Annotated in this window: 21 protein-coding genes and 1 pseudogene; 8 read left to right on the forward strand and 14 right to left on the reverse strand. The window is 68.9% G+C overall.

Annotated features, from left to right (window positions below):
- Positions 1-122 precede the first annotated feature (122 nt).
- Together GA0070607_RS03945 and GA0070607_RS03950 are read right to left on the reverse strand one after the other, a co-directional pair.
- Positions 123-752, reverse strand: coding sequence for a VOC family protein (locus tag GA0070607_RS03945; protein WP_089016944.1), 630 nt, complete (start codon positions 750-752; stop codon positions 123-125).
- 114 nt (positions 753-866) lie between these two features.
- Entirely contained in the window at positions 867-2,057 is a 1,191-nt protein-coding gene (locus tag GA0070607_RS03950) for an MFS transporter (RefSeq protein ID WP_172898976.1), read from the reverse strand.
- A 259-nt stretch (positions 2,058-2,316) separates the two neighbouring features.
- On the opposite strand from GA0070607_RS03950, the pseudogene GA0070607_RS03955 reads away from it, so the two are divergent.
- Positions 2,317-3,330: pseudogene (locus tag GA0070607_RS03955) on the forward strand (right-handed parallel beta-helix repeat-containing protein); the annotation flags it as partial.
- Positions 3,331-3,590: 260 nt separating this feature from the next.
- Positions 3,591-5,015, forward strand: coding sequence for a type I glutamate--ammonia ligase (glnA, locus tag GA0070607_RS03960; protein ID WP_089016945.1), 1,425 nt, complete (start codon positions 3,591-3,593; stop codon positions 5,013-5,015).
- A 160-nt stretch (positions 5,016-5,175) separates the two neighbouring features.
- On the opposite strand, the gene GA0070607_RS03965 is transcribed toward glnA, so the two are convergent.
- Both GA0070607_RS03965 and GA0070607_RS03970 read right to left on the reverse strand, forming a co-directional pair.
- Positions 5,176-5,805, reverse strand: coding sequence for a TetR/AcrR family transcriptional regulator (locus tag GA0070607_RS03965; RefSeq protein WP_089016946.1), 630 nt, complete (start codon positions 5,803-5,805; stop codon positions 5,176-5,178).
- A gap of 151 nt (positions 5,806-5,956) precedes the next feature.
- Entirely contained in the window at positions 5,957-6,928 is a 972-nt protein-coding gene (locus GA0070607_RS03970) for an NAD(P)-dependent alcohol dehydrogenase (protein ID WP_089016947.1), read from the reverse strand.
- Positions 6,929-7,201: 273 nt separating this feature from the next.
- Between GA0070607_RS03970 and GA0070607_RS33200 the strand changes: the two genes are divergently transcribed.
- Positions 7,202-7,798 carry a TraR/DksA family transcriptional regulator gene (locus tag GA0070607_RS33200; protein ID WP_231930825.1) on the forward strand — a complete coding sequence of 199 codons (597 nt, stop codon included), beginning with the start codon at positions 7,202-7,204 and terminating at the stop codon, positions 7,796-7,798.
- Between the two features lie 50 nt (positions 7,799-7,848).
- Here GA0070607_RS33200 and GA0070607_RS03980 read toward each other — a convergent pair whose 3' ends face one another.
- From GA0070607_RS03980 to GA0070607_RS04000, 5 genes are all read right to left on the reverse strand, one after another.
- On the reverse strand, positions 7,849-8,091 hold the full coding sequence (locus tag GA0070607_RS03980; RefSeq protein WP_089016949.1) for a potassium transporter TrkA: 243 nt from the start codon (positions 8,089-8,091) through the stop codon (positions 7,849-7,851).
- A 30-nt stretch (positions 8,092-8,121) separates the two neighbouring features.
- Entirely contained in the window at positions 8,122-8,940 is an 819-nt protein-coding gene (locus GA0070607_RS03985; RefSeq protein ID WP_157743082.1) for a rod shape-determining protein, read from the reverse strand.
- A gap of 53 nt (positions 8,941-8,993) precedes the next feature.
- On the reverse strand, positions 8,994-9,203 hold the full coding sequence (locus GA0070607_RS03990) for a hypothetical protein (RefSeq protein ID WP_089016951.1): 210 nt from the start codon (positions 9,201-9,203) through the stop codon (positions 8,994-8,996).
- Between the two features lie 151 nt (positions 9,204-9,354).
- On the reverse strand, positions 9,355-10,878 hold the full coding sequence (locus GA0070607_RS03995) for a non-reducing end alpha-L-arabinofuranosidase family hydrolase (protein ID WP_089016952.1): 1,524 nt from the start codon (positions 10,876-10,878) through the stop codon (positions 9,355-9,357).
- Between the two features lie 255 nt (positions 10,879-11,133).
- The gene (locus tag GA0070607_RS04000) at positions 11,134-12,039 is read right to left on the reverse strand and encodes a MerR family transcriptional regulator (RefSeq protein WP_089016953.1); all 906 of its coding nucleotides are present in this window, start codon (positions 12,037-12,039) and stop codon (positions 11,134-11,136) included.
- A 117-nt stretch (positions 12,040-12,156) separates the two neighbouring features.
- Between GA0070607_RS04000 and eno the strand changes: the two genes are divergently transcribed.
- Positions 12,157-13,422 (forward strand): phosphopyruvate hydratase, encoded by a 1,266-nt coding sequence (eno, locus tag GA0070607_RS04005; RefSeq protein ID WP_089016954.1) that lies wholly within the window; start codon positions 12,157-12,159, stop codon positions 13,420-13,422.
- Between the two features lie 9 nt (positions 13,423-13,431).
- Here the strand turns inward: eno and GA0070607_RS04010 are convergent, their stop codons facing one another.
- Positions 13,432-13,698: a helix-turn-helix domain-containing protein gene (locus GA0070607_RS04010; protein WP_089016955.1), complete on the reverse strand. Its 267-nt coding sequence runs from the start codon at positions 13,696-13,698 to the stop codon at positions 13,432-13,434.
- A 100-nt stretch (positions 13,699-13,798) separates the two neighbouring features.
- Here GA0070607_RS04010 and map point away from each other — a divergent pair, with 100 nt between their 5' ends.
- Positions 13,799-14,617 (forward strand): type I methionyl aminopeptidase, encoded by an 819-nt coding sequence (map, locus tag GA0070607_RS04015; RefSeq protein ID WP_089016956.1) that lies wholly within the window; start codon positions 13,799-13,801, stop codon positions 14,615-14,617.
- A 325-nt stretch (positions 14,618-14,942) separates the two neighbouring features.
- The gene (locus GA0070607_RS04020; RefSeq protein ID WP_157743083.1) at positions 14,943-15,662 is read left to right on the forward strand and encodes a hypothetical protein; all 720 of its coding nucleotides are present in this window, start codon (positions 14,943-14,945) and stop codon (positions 15,660-15,662) included.
- Positions 15,663-15,708: 46 nt separating this feature from the next.
- Here GA0070607_RS04020 and GA0070607_RS04025 read toward each other — a convergent pair whose 3' ends face one another.
- The 4 genes from GA0070607_RS04025 to GA0070607_RS04045 form a co-directional block, all read right to left on the reverse strand.
- Positions 15,709-16,176 (reverse strand): NUDIX hydrolase, encoded by a 468-nt coding sequence (locus GA0070607_RS04025; protein WP_089016958.1) that lies wholly within the window; start codon positions 16,174-16,176, stop codon positions 15,709-15,711.
- Between the two features lie 150 nt (positions 16,177-16,326).
- On the reverse strand, positions 16,327-17,919 hold the full coding sequence (locus tag GA0070607_RS04030; protein ID WP_197701235.1) for an FAD-dependent monooxygenase: 1,593 nt from the start codon (positions 17,917-17,919) through the stop codon (positions 16,327-16,329).
- Positions 17,920-18,168: 249 nt separating this feature from the next.
- A complete protein-coding gene (locus GA0070607_RS04035; protein WP_231930827.1) occupies positions 18,169-19,326 on the reverse strand; it encodes a serine hydrolase domain-containing protein in 1,158 nt (385 codons plus the stop codon).
- Between the two features lie 514 nt (positions 19,327-19,840).
- Positions 19,841-20,128, reverse strand: coding sequence for a hypothetical protein (locus GA0070607_RS04045; protein ID WP_231930829.1), 288 nt, complete (start codon positions 20,126-20,128; stop codon positions 19,841-19,843).
- A 162-nt stretch (positions 20,129-20,290) separates the two neighbouring features.
- Here GA0070607_RS04045 and GA0070607_RS04050 point away from each other — a divergent pair, with 162 nt between their 5' ends.
- Together GA0070607_RS04050 and GA0070607_RS04055 are read left to right on the forward strand one after the other, a co-directional pair.
- Positions 20,291-21,172, forward strand: coding sequence for a fructosamine kinase family protein (locus tag GA0070607_RS04050; protein WP_089016961.1), 882 nt, complete (start codon positions 20,291-20,293; stop codon positions 21,170-21,172).
- 182 nt (positions 21,173-21,354) lie between these two features.
- A complete protein-coding gene (locus tag GA0070607_RS04055; protein WP_089016962.1) occupies positions 21,355-22,191 on the forward strand; it encodes a MerR family transcriptional regulator in 837 nt (278 codons plus the stop codon).
- Positions 22,192-22,684: the final 493 nt, after the last annotated feature.

Raw genomic sequence — 22,684 nt, forward strand, 5'->3', positions numbered from 1 at the left:
GATCCCGACTGCGTCGCCCACAAGACGCCGATCCAGCACATGCTGTGACACCCAGCGCCCGTGACGGACCTCACCTGCACCGGCTGACGGGGCCGGCTCGGCGTCACAGTCGTCGGCACGGCTCACTCGGGCGGCTCTGCCCCTGACTGCTCGCTCGCCATGTACGTCGCGTACCAGTCGGGCCAGTTCTCGTCCGTCTTGCCGGTGCGCTTCTCGTGCTCGCCATGGGCGGCGGCCGCGCGCCGCAGCGCGCCCGCCAGGTCGCTCGCGGAGCCGAACGACGTCACGCCTCCCTCGACGCGCCCGGGAAGCCTGGTCGTGATCTCCTGCATCAGCCAGGTGTTGCCGTCCGGGTCGCGGAACGTGGCACGCGAGAAGTAGCTGCGCCGCTCGGGATCGGGCCCGTCGACCGGGCCGTCCGGGCTGGGGTGGAAGACGCCGGTCACCTCGACACCGGCGGAGACCAGGGCGTTGCGGGCCGCTTCGACGTCCGACACGACCAGGTACGCCGTGGCCGAACCGGGCGCCGCCGAGGTGAGCTCCGGGCCGAACTGCACCGAGCACCCGGAGCCGTGCGGGGTGAACTGGACCACGCCCGGCGGTGTCTGGTCGAGCCGCCACCCGAGGCGCCCGTAGAACTCCTTCGCGCGGTCGACATCCGACACCGGGACGACGATCACCTCGAGCTTCAGGTCGAGGTTCTCGACGCTGGACGTCCCACTCGCGTCGCTCTGGGATTCCTTCGGGCTCATCGCGGCCTCCCCTGGATGAGTGCGGCGCCAGCGCGAGCCACCGCTGGGCCGAGCGACCCCGGCACGATCACCACGCTACTGCGTGCGCCCCGCCCGGATGCCTCGTTCCCGGCATCAGCCGGGCGACATCCTCGTCGCCCTGCGCACCCCGAGCAGTGCGACGAGGGCGAGCAGGATGACGGCGATGGAGTACTCGTCGGCGGTGCGAGGCACGCCGCCGGCGTAGACCACGAGGAAGCCGGCGATCACGGTGGGGAGGCCGAAGCCGACGTAGCAGACGAGGTAGAGCAGGGACAGCACGCTGGAGCGTTCGTGCGCCTCGACCAACGGCATGATCGTCTTGAGGCTGCCCTGGAAACCGCCGCCGAAGCCGACCCCTCCGAGCGCGAGGCCGACGAAGAACCCGGGGACGGACTCGGCCATGACCGCCACCAACGTGACGACCATGCCCAGGATGAGCGCGGCGATCCCGATCAGGATCACGGTCCGCGCGGCGGTGTTCCGCATCAACAGGACGGCGATCGACCCGAAGAGGGCGAAGACGAAGAGGACCAGACCGCCAACAACGATCGACGTGTTCATGAGGGCGCGCACCAGCGCCGGCCCGAGCGCCCCGAAGAAGCCGGCCAGTGCCCAGACCGCGAACAGCACCGGAACGGCGACCAGGACCGGCTCGCGTACGGAGCGGGGCAGCTTGATGTCCGGCCGCAAACTCTGTCGCGCTCCCGCCATCCGCGTGACCGTCTCCGGCATCAGCGCGAGCCCGACGGCCTGGATCAGCAGGATCACGAGAAGGACGACGTACACCAGCCGCGTCGGCGCGGGCAGGAACTGGATGAGCAGCGCCGAGAGCAGGGCGCCGCTCCCGGTCCCGATACCGGGGGCGATCGAGTTGGCGAGCGTGCCACGGGCGCGGTCGATGTCGAGCATGGCGGCACCGATGGCGCCGGTGGCGGCGCCGGTCGCGAGCCCCTGCACGAGACGGGCGGCCAGCAGCGCGGGTACGCCGTTGGCGAAGACGAAGACGACCAGCGAGACCATCTGCACCGCGATCGCGACGGCCAGGACCGGACGCCGGCCGACGTGGTCGGACAACTTGCCGAACGTGAGCAGCGACGCCAGCACCGCGAGCGCGTAGACGGCGAACACCACGGTGGTCGTGGCCGGTGAGAAGTGCCAGCGCTCCTGGTAGATCCCGTAGAGCGGCGTCGGGGCCGCCGACGCGGCCAGGAACGACACGAGAATCGACGCGAGCAGCACCAGTGAGACCCTCGGCGAGAGTCGGGCCCGCCCGGCGATACTCATGTCGGTGCTCCTCGGCTGCGCTGGACGCGGTCAGAGCTGGACACCCCGCTGGCTGTAGGGCCGCAGCGGCGTACCCGGTGTCCTCCATCCCATGCGCGCTCGACCAGACATGGCCCATGGGCCTCGACGCCCGCGCCTCCTGGCCGGAGCATGCTCCTTCCGCACTATTCCGACTATGTGCCGGGAAAGACGAGCTTCATCCGAGTTAGATGGCATATGAACGACAGCGCGACCGCGGTCACGAGAACAGGGCGGACAGATGTCGAAGAGTCCGGTGACGGCAACCCCCTCTGGCGTCCGCCCCTACCCCGTGGCCGGGGCGCCGCTGCTCTGCGATGCCCGGGACCACGGCCTGACCGGCGACGGCACGACCAACGACCAGCCCGCGCTCGCCGCGCTGGTCGACCTGCTCGGCGACGCGTTCGCCGCGGACGGGCGGGCGCGGGTGATCTACTGCCCACCCGGGGTGTACGCCATCCGCGACGCTGGCACCGTCTGGCGTAGCGGGGTGTCACTGACGGGGGCTGGGCCGGGAACGACCCGGTTTCTCCTGAGCAACGAGGGCAACAGGTCACAGCCCGTGCCGTTGGCCTTCTACACCGCCCAGTTGCACGGAGCGAGTCCGGACCGGAATCTCGCCTACTGCACGTTCGCCGACTTCGAAATCGACGGGTCGGGGGTGGCGTGTGCGGCGTACGACCCCCTGGCCAAGGGGCTGGGGCTGCAATACGTGACCGGCGGCCTGTTCCGGGACCTGTTCATCCATCACACCGCGGCCACCGGCTTCGGATGCGACTTTCTGCAGGACACCCTGCTCCAGGCGATCCGCGTGCTCGAGTGCGGCCGGATAGACAACGGCATGGAGATGGGCGGGGCGGGTATTGGCATCGGCATCGGTGGATGGGGGCCGATGGAACGGCTGACCATCGCCAACTGCGTGGCCGTTGGCAACGCGACCAACGGCATCTTCCTGGAGATGCAGCACAGTGACCGACCCCAGCCGCGGGGCATCCGAATCATCGGCTGCCACGCTGAGGGCAATCGATTCGGTATGTCCGACTGGGGTGCCGACGGGCTCATCGTCAGCGGGAGCACGATGGCGGGAAACCTGGAGGCCGGCTTCCAGGTCTCGGCGAAGGGCACGACGGGCATCCCCGGCAAGGGGGGCCTGTTGACCGGCTGCGTCCTCGACGGGAATCTGCGCGACGGGGTGAGCATCGGCAACACCGGTGGCCCCTACACGGTGCGGGGCAATCGGATCACCGGCAACGGCCAAGGTCGGTCGCTGGACCGCCGGATGACATCCCTTTCCTCCCGACAAACGTAATTCGTCGGCCCCTGGTTCGCCCGGGTCCGGTCTCCACCAGACCAGTCCCGGACGGCCGAGCCATCCGTCCGGGCGGATGGCCGGATGGCCAGATGGCCAACGCTGGCCCCGCGGGCCGTCGTACGGTCGGGGCATGGGTGCGCCGACCGGGTCGGGCACGGCCGCCGGCCTCGCCCATGATCGGGCTACGCCTTCCGGGAGGACGTGTGTTCGCCAATTCCGAGGAACTGCTGCGGTACCTCAAGAACGAGGACGTGAAGTTCGTCGACGTTCGTTTCTGTGACCTGCCCGGTGTGATGCAGCACTTCAACCTGCCGGTCGAGTCCGTCAACGACGATCTGTTCACCGACGGCCTCGCGTTCGACGGCTCATCGATCCGCGGTTTCCAGGCGATCCACGAGTCGGACATGCTCCTGCTCCCGGACGTCGCCACCGCGTTCATCGACCCGTTCCGGGCGCAGAAGACCCTCGCGTTGAACTTCTTCATCCACGACCCGTTCACCCGCGAGGCCTACACCCGCGACCCCCGCAACGTCGCCAAAAAGGCCGAGGCGTACCTCGCCGCGAGCGGCATCGCCGACACCGCCTACTTCGGCGCCGAAGCCGAGTTCTACATCTTCGACTCCATCCGCCACGAAACCTCCGCGCACCAGTCGTTCTACTACATCGACTCGATCGAGGGCGCCTGGAACACCGGCCGCGAAGAGCCCGGCGGCAACCGCGGCTACAAGACCGCCTACAAGGGCGGCTACTTCCCCGTCCCGCCGGTCGATCACTACGCCGACCTGCGCGATGCGATCGTGCGCCGCCTCGTCGACTCCGGTTTCACCGTGGAACGTTCGCACCACGAGGTGGGCACCGCCGGCCAGTCCGAGATCAACTACCGGTTCTCCACCCTGCTGCACGCCGCCGACCAACTCCAGCTCTTCAAGTACATCGTCAAGAACGAAGCCTGGGCCAACGGCAAGACCGCCACGTTCATGCCCAAGCCCCTGTTCGGTGACAACGGCTCGGGCATGCACACCCACCAGAGCCTCTGGCTCAACGGCGAACCCCTGTTCTACGACGAGACCGGCTACGCCGGCCTGTCCGACACCGCCCGCTGGTACATCGGCGGCCTGCTGCACCACGCGCCGTCGCTGCTGGCCTTCACCAACCCGACAGTCAACTCGTACCGGCGCCTCGTGCCGGGCTTCGAAGCGCCGGTCAACCTGGTCTACTCCCAGCGCAACCGCTCCGCCTGCACCCGCATCCCCGTCACCGGCGCGAACCCGAAGGCCAAGCGCGTCGAGTTCCGCGTCCCGGACCCGTCGGCCAACGTCTACCTCGCCTTCTCGGCCATGATGATGGCCGGCCTCGACGGCATCAAGAGCAAAATCGAACCACCCACGCCGATCGACAAGGACCTCTACGACCTCCCGCCCGAGGAATGGGGCGACGTCAAGCAGGTCCCCGGCTCCCTCGCACATGCGTTGGACTCCCTCGCCGACGACCACGACTATCTGCTCGACGGCGGGGTCTTCACCCCCGACCTGATCTCCACCTGGGTCGACTGGAAGCGCGCCAACGAGGTTCAGCCCATGGTGCTGCGCCCGACACCGCACGAATTCGCCCTCTACTTCGACTGCTGACTCGTCCGGCACACGCCGATGTCACCGCAGGCCCGACGTCGCGCACCGCGTGTGTGACGCGGACACGATCTCGTGGCGACGACACCCTCGGGAACCCTCACCAGCGCGGTGACCGCACCGTCTGTTGACGACGGGTACGCCGCCTGCACAGCAAGCTTCGTCAACCCGCCTGGTGGACGTGCGGCGCAGGCCCTTGAAGAGGGGTCCGCCCGGGGGCGCGGATCCCGTCGAGCAGGATGGTGACGACGCGACGCCACCCGTCGGGCCCCGCGTCGACGCCGAGGCAGTGGTCGGTGTCCAGCGCCGCCCGCGAAAAGATCAGGATGTCCTGCCAGGTCACGTCGTCACGCAGAGCACCGGCCGCACGCGCCCGCTCGGTCAGCCGCGCGACAGCGTCCTGTAGTGCGGTGGTCCGCTGTGCGAGCTCGGGCGACGGCGGCCTTTCGCACGCCGCGGTGACCTCAGCCAGCCCGCGGCTGTCCCGGTGCGCTCCGGCCAACTCCATCACGAACTCCGCCAGGCCCGCCCATGGATCGGGGTGCTCCAGAAAGACCTGCGCGGTGTCGCAGAGCTCGTCGTAGAGACCGAGCACCGCGTGGTCAAGCAGCGCTTCCTTGGTGCCGAAGCGCCGGTACAGGGTGCCCACCCCCACGCCCGCCGCGGTCGCGATGTCCAGAGCTGAGACGTCGAGCCCGCGGGAGGCGATCGCCTCCCGCGTCGCGACGATCAGCTGGCGCCGGTTACGCCGGGCGTCCGCGCGGACGCCCTGCTCAGGGTCCAGGTCAGGCATCCCCGGAGCCTATCATAAGCGGACGCAATTCGTCCGATTGCCGTCAACCGGATCAGGCGTCCGGAGTCCAGTTCTCCACCACCCGGACGCGGGCGGAGGAGACCGCCACGAACGTGGCACGCCGATCGCGTTCGTCGGATCGATCCTCGGACTACACCCTGACGACGACCTTGCCGGCGGGGTGGCCCTGGGCGAGGTAACGGATCGCGTCAGGGGCATCGGCGAGCGGGTAGACCCGGTCGATGACCGGGGTGACCGAGCCCGACTCGATGAGCGAAGTCAGTTCCTCGAGGTCCTCGTAGCGTTCGCGGGCGGTCACGCCGCACAGCCTCTGGGTCATGATCAACGAGATCAACGGTGCGGCCATCTGGCGCTGGAAGCCGCCCATGATGCGGCCCTTGGCGTGCCCGCCGCCGACAAGGGCGATCGTTCCGCGCGGTGCGAGTGCACGCCGCAGCAACGACAACGGCCGGTTGCCCGCGGTGTCGATGATGACGTCGTACTGCGCACCATCGCGGTCGATCTCGTACCGGGTGTAGTCGATGACGTCGTCGGCACCGATGGAACGCACCAGCTCGATCTTCGAGGTGCTGCAGACACCGGTCACCCTAGCGCCGTAAACCTTGGCAAGCTGGACGGCGAACGACCCGACGCCCCCGCCCGCGCCGGTGATCAGCACCCGCTGTCCGGCCTGCACCCGGGCGTCGCGGATGCTTTGCAGAGCCGTCACCGCGGAGATGGCCGTCGCCGCCGCCTGATCAAAGGTGAGGTTGGCCGGCTTGGGTGCCAGTCGGCGCTGCCGCGCCACCGCGTACTCGGCGAAGGAGCCGCTCTCGCAGGTGCCGTACACGTCATCGCCCACGTGCAGACGGGTGACGCCCGCTCCGACCGCCGCCACCACCCCGGCGACGGCCCGACCGAGCACCGCCACCTTGGGCCGGCGCAGCCCGACCGCGAGGCGCACGGCCATGGGCCGGCCAGTCATCAGGATCCACACGCCAGGGTCCACCCCGGCGGCGCGTACCTCGACGAGCACCTCGTCGTCGCCGATCGAGGGCTTGTCGATGTCGCGGAGTTCGAGTACGTCAGCCGGGCCGTAAACGTCGTGGACGATCGCTTTCATGAGTGCTCCTCAGCGGAGTCGGGGTACTGGAACGCGGTCGTCGAGCGGAACGCCGAACACCCGGCTGGGCCGCAGCCGTGCTCCCCCGCAGGTCATCCGACATTCAGATCGCGTGCTACGTGGCCGAGCGGCATCGGCTCGCGCCGGTACCCGACCCCGACAGTAGGCCCCGGGTGCTCGCTGGCGCCCTGCAGATACCCGCGGTAAAGCCCCTGCGGGGAGCATCCGTCGGACGGCGTTGGCATTAGGGCAACCACGTCCTATGGTGGAGGCATGCCGCCGGTGACGTTCCGCTCGCCTGCCGTCACTGATGTGACGCCAGGCGGTGCCGTGCGCGTGGCGACGGCGGCGCGCCGTATGGCCGGGATGCGAGTGCCGGTTGTCCGCACGTCGCACATCGCGCCCATGCACAGGCTGTCGAGCCCGGCGCGAACCAACCGAGGCCCTCCCGCGGAATCGTTGCACCCAAGAACGGCCGCCAGGGCGAAGCTATCCAGCTTCGGCCCTTTTTCTTTTTCCGTTCCTTTCGAAGGGCAGACCATGAGCGTCGATCATCGAACCGTCGACCAGCGTTGGCTGGCTGATCTGCGAGCGTCCCTGACAGACGATTTCGCCACACAGACGGCTCGGCTGCGGGAACTGACCGAGCTCAACGCGGACACCGGCGATCCCAGCGAGGCCCACAACCAGGCCGCGCTGCTGGCCGCCACCCGCCGCAACATCGAACAGATCACGGGTGCGCTGAGCCGGATCACCGACGGCACCTACGGTGCCTGCCAGAAGTGCGGCAAGAACATCCCGGCCGAGCGGCTCGAGGTTCTCCCGCACGCGCGCTTCTGCGTGCCGTGCCAGGAGAAGCACAACAGGTGACACCGGATGTGGCTGCCGTGCCACGTCAGGTGGCACGGCAGCCACAGGTTCTACGCGCGAGACGGTTCCGCGACGTCGACGACGTCAAGGATGCCCAGGAGCCCGGCGAGGGCTATGGCCTCGGAGCGGGTCAGGGTCAGGCAGCAGGTGGCGTCGGGATCGTCGTCGGACTCGTAAACGAGATCCCGCCGGCCGCCCGGATGGTGCGTGACCACACCGACGCGGCGGCCTTCGGCGGTGGTGAACATGCGGCGCAACCCGATACCGGGCAGCGGGGTCAGTTCGACATTCATGACGACTCCAGAAGCAAGCGGCGAAACGGCTCAGCGGGTCAACAGCAGGCGCAGGCCGGCGAGCGTGGCCAGGTGCGGCTCGGCGGGCATGGTCACCGTGCGGCCGGTCATGGCGGCCAGCCGAGCGGCGAGATCCGGATGAGTGGCGCCGCCACCGGTAAGCAGCAGCCGCCGGACCAGGTGCGGTCCGGCGCTCAGACGCCGCACGCAGGCGGCGATCGCCGGGATCTGATCAACCGTGTTGGTCACGTCCGCGCGTTCGACGGCCACGACCGTGCCGTCGGTGATGCGGGCGACCTCCGTACGCCCGTCGCCGATGTCCACGGCCAGCACGTCGTCGGAGTCGGGACCGCAGGCGAGCGCCGCCGCGAGTGGTTCCTCGACCACGGCGACCCGCCCACCAGTTGCCCGACGCACCACCGCGATCAGCGTGTTCTTCTGCCGCACCGTCGCGGTGGCCGGAACGCCCACCAGGACCGGGGATTCGTCATCGCTGGGCCGGCCGGTGGCGGCGCTGAGAACACGCAGCAGGTACACGCAGGCGAAGAAGTTGTCCACCACGCCGTCACGAACCGGCCAGGTGGGTTTCCCAGCGCTGGAGGCGACCGCATCGAGCGCGGCGTGACCGACGAGGTGCCGTCCGGACGGTCCCGGCGCGATGACGGTTGGTGCGGTGACGACCGCACCGCGCGTCGGGCTCCAGAGCCGCACTGTCGACGTGCCCAGATCAAGAGCGAGAGGATGCCGTACGCCCGGACGGGCGTACGCGCCCGGGGTCAGCATGTGCACCGCCCCGGCGTCGGGGCGGCGGGAGGTGTCGAGGGCGGAAGCGGGTATGCGGGGACGCACGAAGTGGGCATGATGCTCCCAGGCGGGGACCGGCGCGGGCCGGGACGAGTGGGTCAGGCGAAGGCGCGCGCGTGGCGCGGCGGAGCACGATCCGCCGACCAGGCGGGCACGCAACCGGGGATCGCCCGCCGTGCGGAGCGGAACACGATGCACAGGCCGATCGACCGGGTGGCCGAGAGCACCATCACCAGGACGGCAAGCACCAGCATCGTCGGCAGCGGCATCCGCTCGCCGACGCGCCGAAAAGTGCGCCGGTCCTGCATGCGGCAAACCATAGCCGTCGCCCAGCGTGCCGGCCACATTCGCGCCAGGTGACTGCCACGGCTGGTGAGCGGACCGGCTCCTCGACCGAATCCCCCTCCCGGGCCGGCAACCGGGGCGGGCTCGGCCTCGCACCGAGCCCGCCCCTTCACCTCAGCGTTGCAGTGTCAGTAGGCCCGGCCGGTACGGCAGGAGCCCGTAGTCGCCGCCGGAGTTGGGGGAACGTCCCTGGTAGAGCAACTGCAGATTGCAGGGATCAACGGTCATGGTCTGATCGGCGTTGGTCCGGATCAGTTCGCCGTGGCTGATGTCGTTGGTCCAGGTGGCGCCGCTGTTGGCCTTACCGGCGAACGGGTTGCTCTCGGACGCCGCCTGCGGTGTCCACGAACCGCCCAGGCTGGTGGCCGTGAACGAGCGGAAGTAGCGACCCTGCGAGCCGATCGCCTCGACGATCATCAGGTACCGGGTCTGGCCCTGGAGCTTGTAGACCTGAACGGCTTCGAACAGGTTGTTCGTCGTGTCACTCATGATGGTCGTGTAGTTGCTGCCGAAGTTGCCCGGGAAGTTCCCGATCGGCATGCTGGCCCGGTAGATCTTGCCGTTGTCCCCGGCGAAGAAGAGGTACATGTTCGTGCCATCGCCGATGACCGCCTGGTCGATCGGACCCGTACCAGAGCCGGAAATGCTTCCGGTGAACAACGGCTGCGCCGCCGACCAGCCATTCGGGTTGGTGGGGTCACTCGACGTCCGGTAGGAGAACGCGGTCCCACCCCACTGGTAGGCGAGCACCCAGATGTTGCGCGGCGCGAAGTAGAACAGTGATGGCGCGACAGTTGCCGAATTCATCGCGTTCTGGCTGGCCGAGGCCATCTCCGACCAGTTCGTGAAGAGGCCGAAGTTCATCGAACCCCAGCTCGACCCGAAGTCGTGCGTCGTGGCGTAGACGAGTTGCCTGCCGTTGTAGGGGGCGACGGTGAAGTCCTTGAGCGACACCCACCCCGACCTCGGGTTCGCCAGCGCGCCCGTCGACGACCAGCGGTACGTCGACGGAAGGTTGCACGTGCCGGTCGGCGGTGGCGTAGTGGGGTTGCCCCCGCCGTCGACGCGGACGAGTTGCCACTGCTGGTTGTTGCCGTTCCAGTCGTCGTACTGCACGATGTTGCCGCCGTCGGCGGTCGAGGCGCCCTGCACCTCCACCACCTTGTTGCTGTTCCGGTTGATCAACCGGACGTAGCCACCATCGGAGTCGGCCAACCGGAACTGCTGATTTGTCCCGTTACCGTCACTCCACTGCACGATGCTGGCACCGTTGGCGGTCGAGAAGTTGTAGACGTCCAGCACCTTGCCCGACAGTCGCGACTTCAACCGGTAGTAGCCACTGCCCGAGTCCACGAACTGCCACTGCTGCTGATTGCCGTTGTTGCGCGCCCACTGTGTGATCCGCGCACCGTCATTCGTGGCCAGGTTGTACACGTCCAACGCCTTGCCACTGTTCCGATTCACCAGCACGTACCACGCGCTCGTGTCGACCGTCGCCGCGGCGGCGGGTGTCGACACCACCGCCGCGGCGGCACCACCGACCACCAACGCCGCCACGCCAGCGACGACGACCCGTAACAACCTCCCGCGCCGCCATGACGACGGCGCGATGGATGGAGACCTACCAAAGGCAGACATGATCTTCCTCCAATGACCGAGAGCCGTAGGCCCGCCCGAAGACGGGCGGACCGCGGGGCGTGACCGGGCACATACGTCGGAGGTGTCAGCGCTAACAAGACGTCGGCATGCCCTGGCGCACGCAGTGATTCGAGGTCGACGAAGCAGGCTTGCCCGGTAAGCCGCAGGTGTCGTCGTCCTCAGACATCGACTGTGAGCGATAACATGCCATTGGTCAAGCCACAATTTCCAGGCCCAGCGGAAAGCATGGGGCTACTACTGCCGGGCAGACGGGCGTCGCTTGGTGAGCCACCGCATGACGTCCAGCGCGTGGGACGCGGGCTCCGGGATCGGGTGGAACACGTGCTCGACCACCTCGTCGGCGACGATCAGGGTCAGCCGCTCGTATAGCGTCATGTCACCGGCCGTGAAGGTCGGCAGCCTGAGCTCGGCGGCCAGGGTCAGCCGCGGATCGGGTATCAGCGGGTACGGCAGGCGCAGCCGGTGCACCAGTTCACGCTGGTAGCCGGTTGACTGCGCGGACAGCCCGTAGACCCGCTCCGCTCCGGCGCTGAGGATCTCCGTGTGGTGGTCGCGGAGCCAGGTGGCCTGCTCGGTTCCGCCCCGCGCGCCGGGGATCTCCAGCAGGCTCCTGGGCAGGTCGACACCCGGCCTCCCGCTGAGCGGATAGATGAATATGACGGTACGTCCAGGGCCGAGGGCGCCGAGATCGACAGGCCGACCGTCGGTGGCGTAGAAGCTCAGCGGCGGCAGAGGCCTGCCAACCAGGTCCGCGGGGTTCGCGCCGACGGCCGGGCCACCGGTCACCACCTGGCTCGCGGCTGCGTCGAGGCGCGCGTCGAGGGCGTCCCGCTGAGCGGTCAACTTGCCGATACGTTCCTGGACAGCGGAGACGGTGCTCCGATACGTCGCCAGTGCCGCCGCGCACACATCCGCGTCGTCAGATCCGTCGGTGATCGACTCGACGAACGGGCGAGTCTCCTCGACGGTGAGGCCCAGCGCCATGAGCTCGCGAATCTGCGCGACCAGGCGTAGCGCGATCGGTTCGTAGTCGCGGTAGCCGTTGCTCAGACGCCAGGGCACGACCAGCCCGGCCGACTCGTAGTACCGCAGGGCACGCACAGTCGTCCCGGTGCGGCGCGCCAGCTCACCCACTCGCATCCGACAACCCTAAACCCGCACCTCAGGGTGCAGGTCAAGGTGTTCATCGTCGCGGTGGCGGGACCACATTTCTCTGCCAGTCTGGCCCCGTAGACAGGCGAGAACAGGGAGTACGTGATGACAGCTATCAGCCGGGTGATCGGTCGACAGGTCCTGGACAGCCGTGGCAACCCCACAGTCGAGGTGGATGTCGTCCTGGCGGACGGGTCGGCCGGCCGAGCCACCGTGCCGTCCGGCGCGTCGACCGGGGCTAACGAGGCGGTCGAACGGCGCGACGGCGACCCCGGACGCTTCCATGGCAAGGGCGTCAGCAACGCCGTCGCCGCGGTCACCGGGGAGATCGCCGAGGCGGTGCTCGGCCTCGACGCGGAGGACCAGGCGCTGGTCGACGAGACCATGATCGAGCTGGACGGCACGAAGGACAAGGGCCGCCTCGGCGCGAACGCGATTCTGGGGGTCTCCCTCGCCACGGCGAAGGCCGCGGCCCTCGCCCATCGCCAGCCGCTCTACCGCTACGTGGGTGGAGTCGGAGCCCGCCTGCTGCCGGTGCCGATGATGAACATCGTCAACGGTGGCGCGCACGCCGACAACCCGCTCGACTTCCAGGAGTTCATGATCGCCCCGGTCGGTGCGGCGAACTTCTTCGAGGCCGTACGGATGGGCTCCGAGGTGTTCCACACCCTGCGCCGATCCCTGGCCGCGGCCGGACACAGCACAAACGTCGGCGACGAGGGCGGCTTCGCGCCGAACTTCGCGACCGCCGACGAGGCACTGCGGTTCGTGCTGCGCGCCATCGAGGACTCCGGCTACGAACCCGGCCAGGACATCACCATCTGCCTGGACCCGGCCAGCTCGGAATTCTTTCGGGAAGGCGTCTACGAGTACGCCGGCGAGGGCCGCACCCGGACCATGGAAGAGCACATCGACCACCTCCTCGACCTGATCTCCCGGTACCCGATCAGCTCGATCGAGGACCCGATGGCCGAGGACGACTTCGCCGGCTGGAAGCGGCTCACGGCCCTGGCCGGCGATCGGGTCCAACTGGTCGGCGACGACGTCTTCTGCACCGACGTCGACCGGTTGCGCGACGGCATCGCAGGCGGTTACGCCAACGCGATCCTGGTCAAGGTCAACCAGATCGGCACCCTCACCGAAACCCTCGCGACGGTGGATGCCGCCCACAAGGCGGGTTACCGGGTGGTGATGTCGCACCGATCCGGCGAAACCGAGGACACCACGATCGCGGACCTGGCGGTGGGCGTCGGCTGCGGTCAGATCAAGACAGGTTCGCTGTCACGCTCGGACCGAACGGCGAAATACAACCAGCTCATCCGAATTGAAGAAGAGCTGGGCTCTCGTGCCGGCTACCCGGGCCGCCGCTGAGGTGTGGACTCAGGACGCTTCGCGGACGCGCAGGTCGGCCAGCCACACCTCGGCCAGGTCGCTGAGCGCGACGCCGAGGACCTCGCTGAGGCAGACCACGGTGCCGAACGCGGGTGCGGGGAGCCGACCCACCTCGATCTTGCGGAGCGTCTCCGGCGAGATGCCGGCCGCCAAGGCCACCTCGACGAGGCTGCGGCCACCTCGCGCGACCCGAAGCGCCGCCCCGAGACGTTGCCCCGCGGCGATCTGTTCAGGAGTGAGCGGTGGGCGAACCATGTGAGCAGGATAGTCCCTTCTCGGACCGGCGACGCCAACCTGCGGACGCCCCCGGCCAGCGTGGTATAAATATACCGCTACGGAGACGGAAGGGTTGGTCGTGATCGAGCTTAAGTCCCCCGACGAGATCGAACGGATGGCCGTGACCGGCCAGTTCGTCGGCGAGCTGCTGGCGGAACTGCGTGAGGTCGCCGCCGTCGGGGTCAACCTGATGGACCTCGAGCACCACGCCCGCCGCCGGATCAAGGAGCGCGGCGCGGAGTCCTGCTACTGGGACTACGCGCCGTCGTTCGGCCGCGGCCCGTTCCGCAACGTCCTGTGCCTCTCGGTGAACGACGCGGTGCTGCACGGTCTGCCACACAAATACGCCCTGCGCGACGGTGATCTCCTGAGCATCGACATGGCGCTCGGGATCGACGGCTGGGTCGCCGACTCCGCACTGTCTGTCATCATCGGCACCCCCTCTTCGGACGACCTGAAGCTGATCGAAGCCACCGAGGTCGCGCTGGAGGCCGCAATCGACGCCGCGCGGCCGGGCAACCAGCTCGGCGACATCTCCGCCGCCATCGGCGAGGTTGCCCGCCGCTACGGCTACCAGGTCAACAACGAATTCGGCGGACACGGCATCGGTCGCACCATGCATGAGGCCCCACACGTCGCCAACAACGGCCGCCCCAGCCGGGGCATGAAGCTCAAGCCGGGCCTGACGATCGCGATCGAGCCGTGGTTCTGCCGCAGCACCGACAAGATCAAGTTTGACGAGGACGGGTGGACGATCCGGTCCGTGGACGGCTCGCGGACGGCACACTCCGAGCACACCGTCGCCATCACCGAGGCCGGCCCCCAGGTGCTCACCCGCCGCCCCGGGCACGCCACAAGGCCGGGCAACCGCAGCGGGCAGTCGGTCGCGACGTCCTGACGGACGCCGCCCTGGCGCGTGCGGTTGCTCTGGCAGGTCCCTCCCGCGAGGGAGGGCCTTCCCCTGTCGGCGGGGGCCACACGCGCCGGGGCGCCGCAAGGATCGGTGCATGACGACATCGGCATCGATCGCTCGCAGGACCGGCCACGGCCTGACGTACGCGGTGCTCGCCTGGGCTGTGGCATACGGGGGCGTTCGCCTGGCGTGGACCGTCGGCGAGGCTCCGGAGTTCGGACAGTTCGGGTCGGATCTGCTCGGTTTCACCGGCTGGCGATCGGTGGCGTTATGCGTGTCAGCGGGTGTTCTGGCGGTTGCCTTGGACCGGGTGGCGACATGGCGACCGGCGCTTGCGGGAGTCGCCTGGACGGTCGCCGGGGCACTTGTCGCGGCAGCCGCGATCCTGCTGCCGGAGTTGGTGGGCTTCCTGCTGTTCACTGTCGGCCCGTACTTCGACCCGGTGGCGTTCACCAGCCGGCTCGGTTGTGTCACCGGAGCGGTCCTGCTCGGTCTGGCCACCGCCCGCTATCAGCGGCGTACCCGGGGCGACTGTCCGGACTGCTGCCGGACGGTCCGACCGGGTCCGCGGCGCTCAGCACCCGCGCTGTGGGCGCGTTGGGCCGCGTACGCCGCGGTAGCCGGCCTCGTCGCCCGCTTCGCGGCCCAGGTCGTGGTGGGATTCGACGGGCTTACGCACGACGCCTCGGTGATCGGGTTGGAGATCGGGCTGTTGCTGGCTGGAGTGCTGTTGCCGCTGGCACTGGTACACCGCTGGGGTGAGATCTGGCCGGGGTGGGTGCCGCTGCTCGCCGGACGCACGATCCCTCGTCCGCTGTTGCTGGTGCCCGGCTTCGGGCTCGGGGCGGGCATCGTGGCCTACTTCGGTATGGGGCTGGCGCAATTGGCGTCGGGATCGGTCAGCCAGTTCTCCGACACGTTCCTCTGGGTGGCGATGTCGGCGTACTGCGTCCTGGGGCTCGGCCTCGTCGCGGCGTCAAGCGACTACCACCTACGCACCCGCGCCGCGTGCGGGGCCTGCGGCCGGTGAGCGGTGACCGGTGTCAGCGCCCACGGCCGTCATCTGGCTGCTCCATTCAGTGCTGGATGAGACCGCCGGCCGGGACGGAGGCGACGTGGCCGGTTACCGGAAGGGTCTGCGCCAGTGCGAGACCAACGTCGACAAGCGCCGATCGGCGCAGGCGAGCTACGTCGGTTATCGGAGTCCAGACCGACTCGGCGGTTGCGCCGTTCGGCTCGGGCCGGAGAGTGCCGCCGGTGATACGAACTCTGTAGAAGACGCCGACATTCTGGTGCTCGTTCCCCAACCACGCCTCGGCAGCGGGGATCACTCTCGAGTCCACACCCAGTAGGCGTTCGACGACCGCGTCGTAGCCGGTCTCCTCGGCGACCTCCCGGATCACCGCATCGAACGGATCCTCCGCGTGCTCGACCTTGCCGCCTGGGAGGGTCCACTGCGGGTCGCCCGTCGGCGGCACGTAATGGGCGAGCAGCACCCGCTCATCCGCGATGCACACGGCGTACGCCGCCAGCCGAAAGCTCATCCTCGCACCCCCGCCCGGACCCTATTCCATCGACCTGTGCCGCGACACTGGCCAAACGGGGGTGCCCTGTTCGCGGGCACTCAGTCGAGACAGAACTCGTTGCCCTCGATGTCCGGCCGGTTGGCGAGCCCGTCAGGCGAGCCTCCACGATTACGGCCCGAGCCAGCGGTCCAGGTAGGCGAGCAGCCCGGTCAGGTCGGTGCCACCAGCCCGGTAGCCGATGTGCCCATCGGGACGGACCAGGAACACGCCATTGACGCCGGCGCCGAGACCCAACCGTCGCAACGCCTGAGCAGCGGACGTGGAGGCCGCTGCGGCGGCCCCGGGCTCGGTCAACCGGTGCACGGTGAGCCGATGCCGGGCCAGCCTCGCGGTGTCGCCGGCCGGCCAGGCAGCGGATGGTCCGCACAGCAGCAGGTGCCATCCGGGCGTGGAGGTGAGCCGATGCAGCGTGCTGGCGTCTCCACCGCCGGGCAGCGGGGCGTCGGGCAGCCGGTCGCCGGGGCGTGGACCGGTCCGCGACGGGTGCGGCCCTTGCACCGACAGCGCACTGTTCCGGTAGCTGATGCCCAGCTGCGACACCGTCCGGAACGCGGAGGCCCGCACCAACCGGGACGCGAGCACGACCGGGATGAGAGCGGGGGCGATCCGGGTACGAGCGAACCGGACGGCTGGGTTGGTGGACGTCGCGACAGTGAACGCCCGGTCGCTGAAGCGCAGCACCATCCGACCGACTGGCGCCCGTTCCGTCTCGTAGGTGTCCAGCAGCGTCGAGTTGGCGTCGCCCCGCAGGACCTGGGCGAGTTTCCAGCCGAGGTTGACCGCGTCCTGAATGCCGGTGTTCATTCCCTGCGCGCCGGCGGGGCTGTGGATGTGCGCGGCGTCGCCGGCCAGGAACACCGGCCCGGCACGGTAGTGGGTGGCGGCGCGGTGGTGCAGCCGGAAGTTGGTCATCCAGACCGGATCACGCAGACGCACGGTCGCACCGGTGTACGTGTCGGCGAGTGCCTGCACTTCGTCGAGGGTGACCGGGGCGCCTGGTGAGACCACCTCGGCGGGTGGCCGCATGACCAGCAGGCGCCAGGTGGCCGGGTGCCCGAGTGGGAAGAGGAAAAGCATCCCGCGCTCGGACAGGAACACGTGCGCCGCCCCGGTGTCGAGGCCCTCGGCCTCCAGGTCGGCCAGGACGAACGTCTGCGGATACGCGGCGCCCTCGAATCCGATTCCGGCGAGGTGCCGCACGGCGCTGTGCGCGCCGTCGCAACCCACCACGTACCGGGCCGCCACCCGCTCCGCCCGGCCGTCCCCATGGTGCAGCGTCGCCACCGCACCGTCGCCGCCACGGTCCAGACCCGCCAGCTCGACACCCCGTTCGATGTCAAGCCCCACCGCCGCGAGGTGCTCGCCCAGGATGCGCTCGGTCTCCGCCTGCGACAGGAACAACAGGTACGGATACGCGGTGCCCGACAGACCCAGGTCGAACAGCGGCACGGTGCGCGCCCGCCCCCGCGCGTGCAGGCACAGCCGTACCGCGCGGTTCCCGACGGCCACCATCTCGTCGGTCACCCCGAGATTGGCGAGGACCTCCAGGGTCCGGGGCTGAACCGCCAGGGCACGGGACTCATGAACCCGGTCGAGAGATCGATCTACCACCCGGACCCGCACGCCTGAGGCGGCCAGTTGCCCGGCCATGGCGAGTCCGGTTGGCCCCGCCCCGACCACCAGAACCTCGACGGCGCTCACCGGACATCGGCCCGTCGAGAGCCGACGCTCGCGACCGGCGCCTGCAGCGGACCGGCTGAGGTCCCGAACGTGATCACGTCCTCAATGCCGACCATCCAGATCCCTCGGCTCGACGCGCGCCTGCCCCGTCTCGACCCGACGGTATCGCCAACTGCGGCCCGTCAACCAGCCACCCCGGTCGACGACGCCGCGAAGATCCTCGCCGCCGACCGGGTGTACATCGAAGTCCCGTGCTCTCCCCGCTGACTGTCAGCCGCAGATCAGGTCGTCGAGCAGTACCATCTGCCGCTGTATGACAGCCGTTGCCCGGTCCGGGTCGGCCAGCTCGGTGGCCAGGTACAAGACCGTCGAGCGTTTTCCGCCGGGGGTGACCGCGGCGAGGGTGCTCATCCCTGGCATGGATCCGACGTGCGCCCAGGAGCCGCCGCACCGGTTGGGTATCCACATGATGCCGAGCCCGTAGCGGATGCCGGGCCGGATTGCCTGGAACCCGTCGGCCAGCACGGTTCGGTGCAGCTCGGCCATCTGTCCGGGCCGCAACAGCTGGCCGCGCGCCAATGCCTGCCAGAAGCGGGTCATGTCGCTGGTGGTGCTGACCAGGCCGCCGGCCGAGGCCGTCACTGTCGGATTGAAGATCGTCGTGTCTACCAGCGGCTCGCCCGGCGCGAACTGCCGGTACCCCTCGGCGTGGGGCTGGGGCAGGGTCGGCCGGTCGCCGGGGTAGAACGTATGGGTCAGGTGCAGCGGCGCCAGGATCCGGGAGCGTACCTCGCCGTACCACAGGTGTCCGGTGACCCGTTTGATGAGCATCCCGGCCAGGAGGTAGTTGGTGTTCGCGTAGCTCCAGTGCGTGCCGGCGGCGAACAGCGGCGGGTGGCGCATCGCGATCGCCACCAACTGCGCCTCGGTGTAGTGGTCCAAGCGGTGCGCCAGGAACCCGTCGGCCGACCTCAGCACGGCGAGGTCGTTGGTGGCGTCGTAGAGGCCGCTGGTGTGCTGCAGGACGTGTCGTACGGTGACGTGCCGGCCGTCGTTGCCGTTGCCTTCGACGACACCGGGCAGCCACCGTTCGATCGGGTCGTCCAGCCCGATCCGGCCCTCGCCGACGAGTTGAAGCAGCACCACCGACACGAAGGTCTTCGTGGTGCTGCCGATCCGGAAGTACCCGTCCACCGGCATCGGCGCGCCGGTGTCCATGTCGGCCACGCCGCTGCGGGCCACGGTCACCCGGTTCGCGTCGCGGACCAGGCCCTGCGCCCCGGACACGCCGAGGTCGCGCAGATCGTCGAGGCCGTGCTGGAGCACCGCTGCCGGGGACCGGTGATCCGAGGCCGGCGGCGCAGCCGTCCCGGCCCCACCGCCGACCGCCGCGGCCAGCACCGCGCCAGCCGTCGCGGCCGCTACCACCCTCCGCCACCGCACAGTTCTCTGGACTGCGGAATGTGTTCTCACATCGAGGCTCCTTTTCGGGAATGCGACTGTGCGCAAACCGTACGAAGAACCTCGATGTCTGCACCAACCGGAAAACCCGGAACTCGACCTGGGGGCTAGCACCCACTACCCGATCTGATCGTCACAAGATCAGTGGCAACTGACTCCGAGGGTGGTTCGGGAGGGCCGCCGACGGTACCGACTGCTCGGGCCGGTCGAGGTGTGGTCTCTCGCCGGGGTGCGGCTGGCCATCGGCACGCCGATGCAGATGCGCCTGCTGGCCATCCTGATGCCCGGCCGCGTCGGACTCAGGGACGCTCGACCGGCTGTGAGCGTCCGCTCCTGTCTCAGGCTGCCCTCGGCCTGACCCTCGTCGAAGCCCCGGCACGGGTGAGGCAATGCGCCCGGCAGCCATCCGAACGCATTGCATCGACAGGGGCCGCATACCGGCGTCTCCAGCCGGCGGCATCGGCGGCGATCGGTTTCCTGATCAGAAGGGGGGCGCGTCCTCGCCCATCAGCGCCAGCACGACGCCTCCCTTACCGGTCTTGAGACTCTGGACCACGACCTTGCCGGTGCTGCCGTTGGGCAGCTCCAACGTGAAGGTCTTCCCGACCGCGTTCTTGGGGCCGTTGCCGGCGCTGTTGGCGGGTCGGAAGTCACCTGCCCACGGTGGGATCCCACCCCTGCGGGCGGGCTCGGCGAAGAGCGCGGCGGTGCCGGGGGTCCTGGTGCCGTCCGAGGAGAGAAGCACTGAGGCGCTGCGATAGGTAGCCATATACGGCAAGGCTATCCCGGACTGTGCTCGTTCGCGTCACGACTACTCCAGCGGCCGACGAGATAGCGCGTCGACCCGATGGACAGTCGGAGTCGTTGGGTGGGCGCAGCTGCCACATACGATGGCGCGAACGAGCACCCCGCTCATGAGGAGTCCGTCCTGATGCCCTCGACGACTGTCCTGCTGGAGCGCCTACTCAGGGCCGGAATGCGTGAGGTCGTCACAGTTGAGCCGGTGACAGGTGGGGTCGCGGCGCTCGCGGGCATCGCGACCCGCCGGGACGCGCCGTCGGTGTTCGTCAAGGCCTTCGCCGAGGCCCCGGCCGACGACGTCTTCGTCGCGGAGGCCGAGGGGCTGGCCGCCCTACGTGAGCTCGGCGGAGTGGCGACACCCGAGGTGATCCTGGCGGACCGGGAACTGCTTGTGCTGTCGGTGCTGCGGCCGAGGCCGCACAGCGAGGTCTTCTGGGAGCAGTTCGCCCACGTGCTCGCCCGCATGCACATGAGCACGACCCATCCGCGCTTCGGATGGCACCACGACAACTGGCTGGGCCGTCGCCGCCAGATCAATACGTGGAATGACGACGGCTTTGCCTTTTTCGCACAGCACCGGCTGCTTCGGTGGCTCGGGCAGCCTCGCGTCGAGGCGGCACTGGACGCCGGAGACCGGGCGGCGTTGGAGCGGTTGTGCCACCGGCTGCACGACCTGCTGCCGGGCCGGCCGGCGTGCCTGACGCACGGCGACCTGTGGGCACAGAACATCCTGGCCACTCCGGACGGGCAACCCGCGCTGATCGACCCGGCCGTGTCGTACATGTGGGCCGAGGTCGACCTCGCTCACGTGTGGTCCACCTCGCCCCCGCCCGAGGCGCGACGGATGTTCGAGGTCTATGCGGAGCTGACGTCGCTCGACGGCGACTGGCCGGCCCGCATGCCGATCATCCAACTACGGCAACACCTCGCCGTGCTGGCCCAGTTCGACGACGACTGGGGCGCGGCTGACCAGATCCGCGCCGTCCTTGCCCCGTTCCGGAAGCGATCCTGACCAGAGAACCAACGGTGACCATCGAGACGATCTCGTGCGGTTGGTCCTCAACGTCCATGAGGCAGACTCTGGCGGTCGAGCCGCGCAGGCTCACCTCGAACTGGGCATCGCCGGCAAAAGGCGAAATGTGCGGACGCCTTGCCTGTTGACTCTCACATCGTGTCAGGGGCCAGGATGGAGTCGTGTTCAGCATCGGAGACTTCGCCGCGCTTGGTCGCGTGTCCGTGCGCATGCTGCGTCATTACGACGCGATCGGGCTGCTGACGCCGGCCAGGACCGACCCGGCCACCGGGTACCGCTATTACCAGGCCGACCAGCTGCGCCGGCTCAACCGGATCATCGCCTTGAAGGATCTCGGCCTGACCCTTGAGAAGGTCGCTGCCATTCTCGACGACAAGGTCAGTGTCGAGCAGCTGCACGGCATGCTGCGGCTTCGACGAGCGCAGATGGAGGCGCAGTTGAGCGCCGACACCGCCCGGCTGATCAGCATCGAGGCGCGACTGCGCATGATCGAGGAGGAGGGATATATGAGCACCGAGGACGTGGTACTCAAGCAGATCGCGCCCGTCCGCGTGGCCGAACTGTCCGCGCTGGCCGCCAGTTACGACGGTGAGGACATCGGCCCGGTGATCGGACCGTTGTACAACGAAATGTGGCGTCGCCTGGGCGCTACCGGAGTTCGCCCGAGCGGGGCCCCGATCGCGTACTACGAACCGGACACCGGCACAGGCGGCGACGGGCAGACAGTGCTCGTGCACGCGGCCGTCGAGGTGGTGTCCGGCACGAGCGGCGCTGACGACCTCGACCTGCGAGACCTGCCGGGTATCGAGTCAGCAGCGACGATCGTGCACCGTGGCCCGATGAACGAGGCATTCCGCAGCATGCAGATCCTGGCCCGTTGGATCGACGACAACGGGTACAAGCCGGTGGGTTACGCCCGGGAAGTCTGCCTCCAGTTTGATCCACAGAACCCGGCCAACTGGGTACACGAATTCCAGCTCGAAGTGACTCGGGCTTAACCGCGCAGGCACCGGCCGCCCTGGCACTGGTCGGCATACGGGTCGCGCCCGCGCTCCCCGGGCCGCCTGCACCGCCCTGCCGGACGGACCGGCTACTCCTCCGGGACGCGCGGCCCAACCTCGCCCCGCTTCAAGTGCTCCGCATTGCGGTCGGCTTCGCTGTCGGCGTGCGCAGCCCCGGAGCCCGGGTCTGTCGTTCGGCGCCCCTCGGCGTCCTGATACACCTCGCCGGTCTCGAGGGCTCTCTCCTGCTGACTCTGCTCAGGGCTGGTCATAGCCACCCAACTACCCTCCGGCCCCACCAGCAAACGGATACACCTGCTGTTCGACCGGCGTCTCCTCGCCGAGGAGGCCTTCCTGATGTCGGCTTTGTGCTCCGGCCGTGTTTCCGCAGGTGGTACGCCGCCGGCCTGGCGATGCGTGAGTGCCGCTGATTCTTCACTCGGATGTCACCAATCGATCCCGCAGGTGACGCGTCCGTGTCTGTCCGCAG

Origin of the sequence: Micromonospora coriariae (assembly GCF_900091455.1) — a bacterium.
Classification (GTDB): domain Bacteria; phylum Actinomycetota; class Actinomycetes; order Mycobacteriales; family Micromonosporaceae; genus Micromonospora; species Micromonospora coriariae.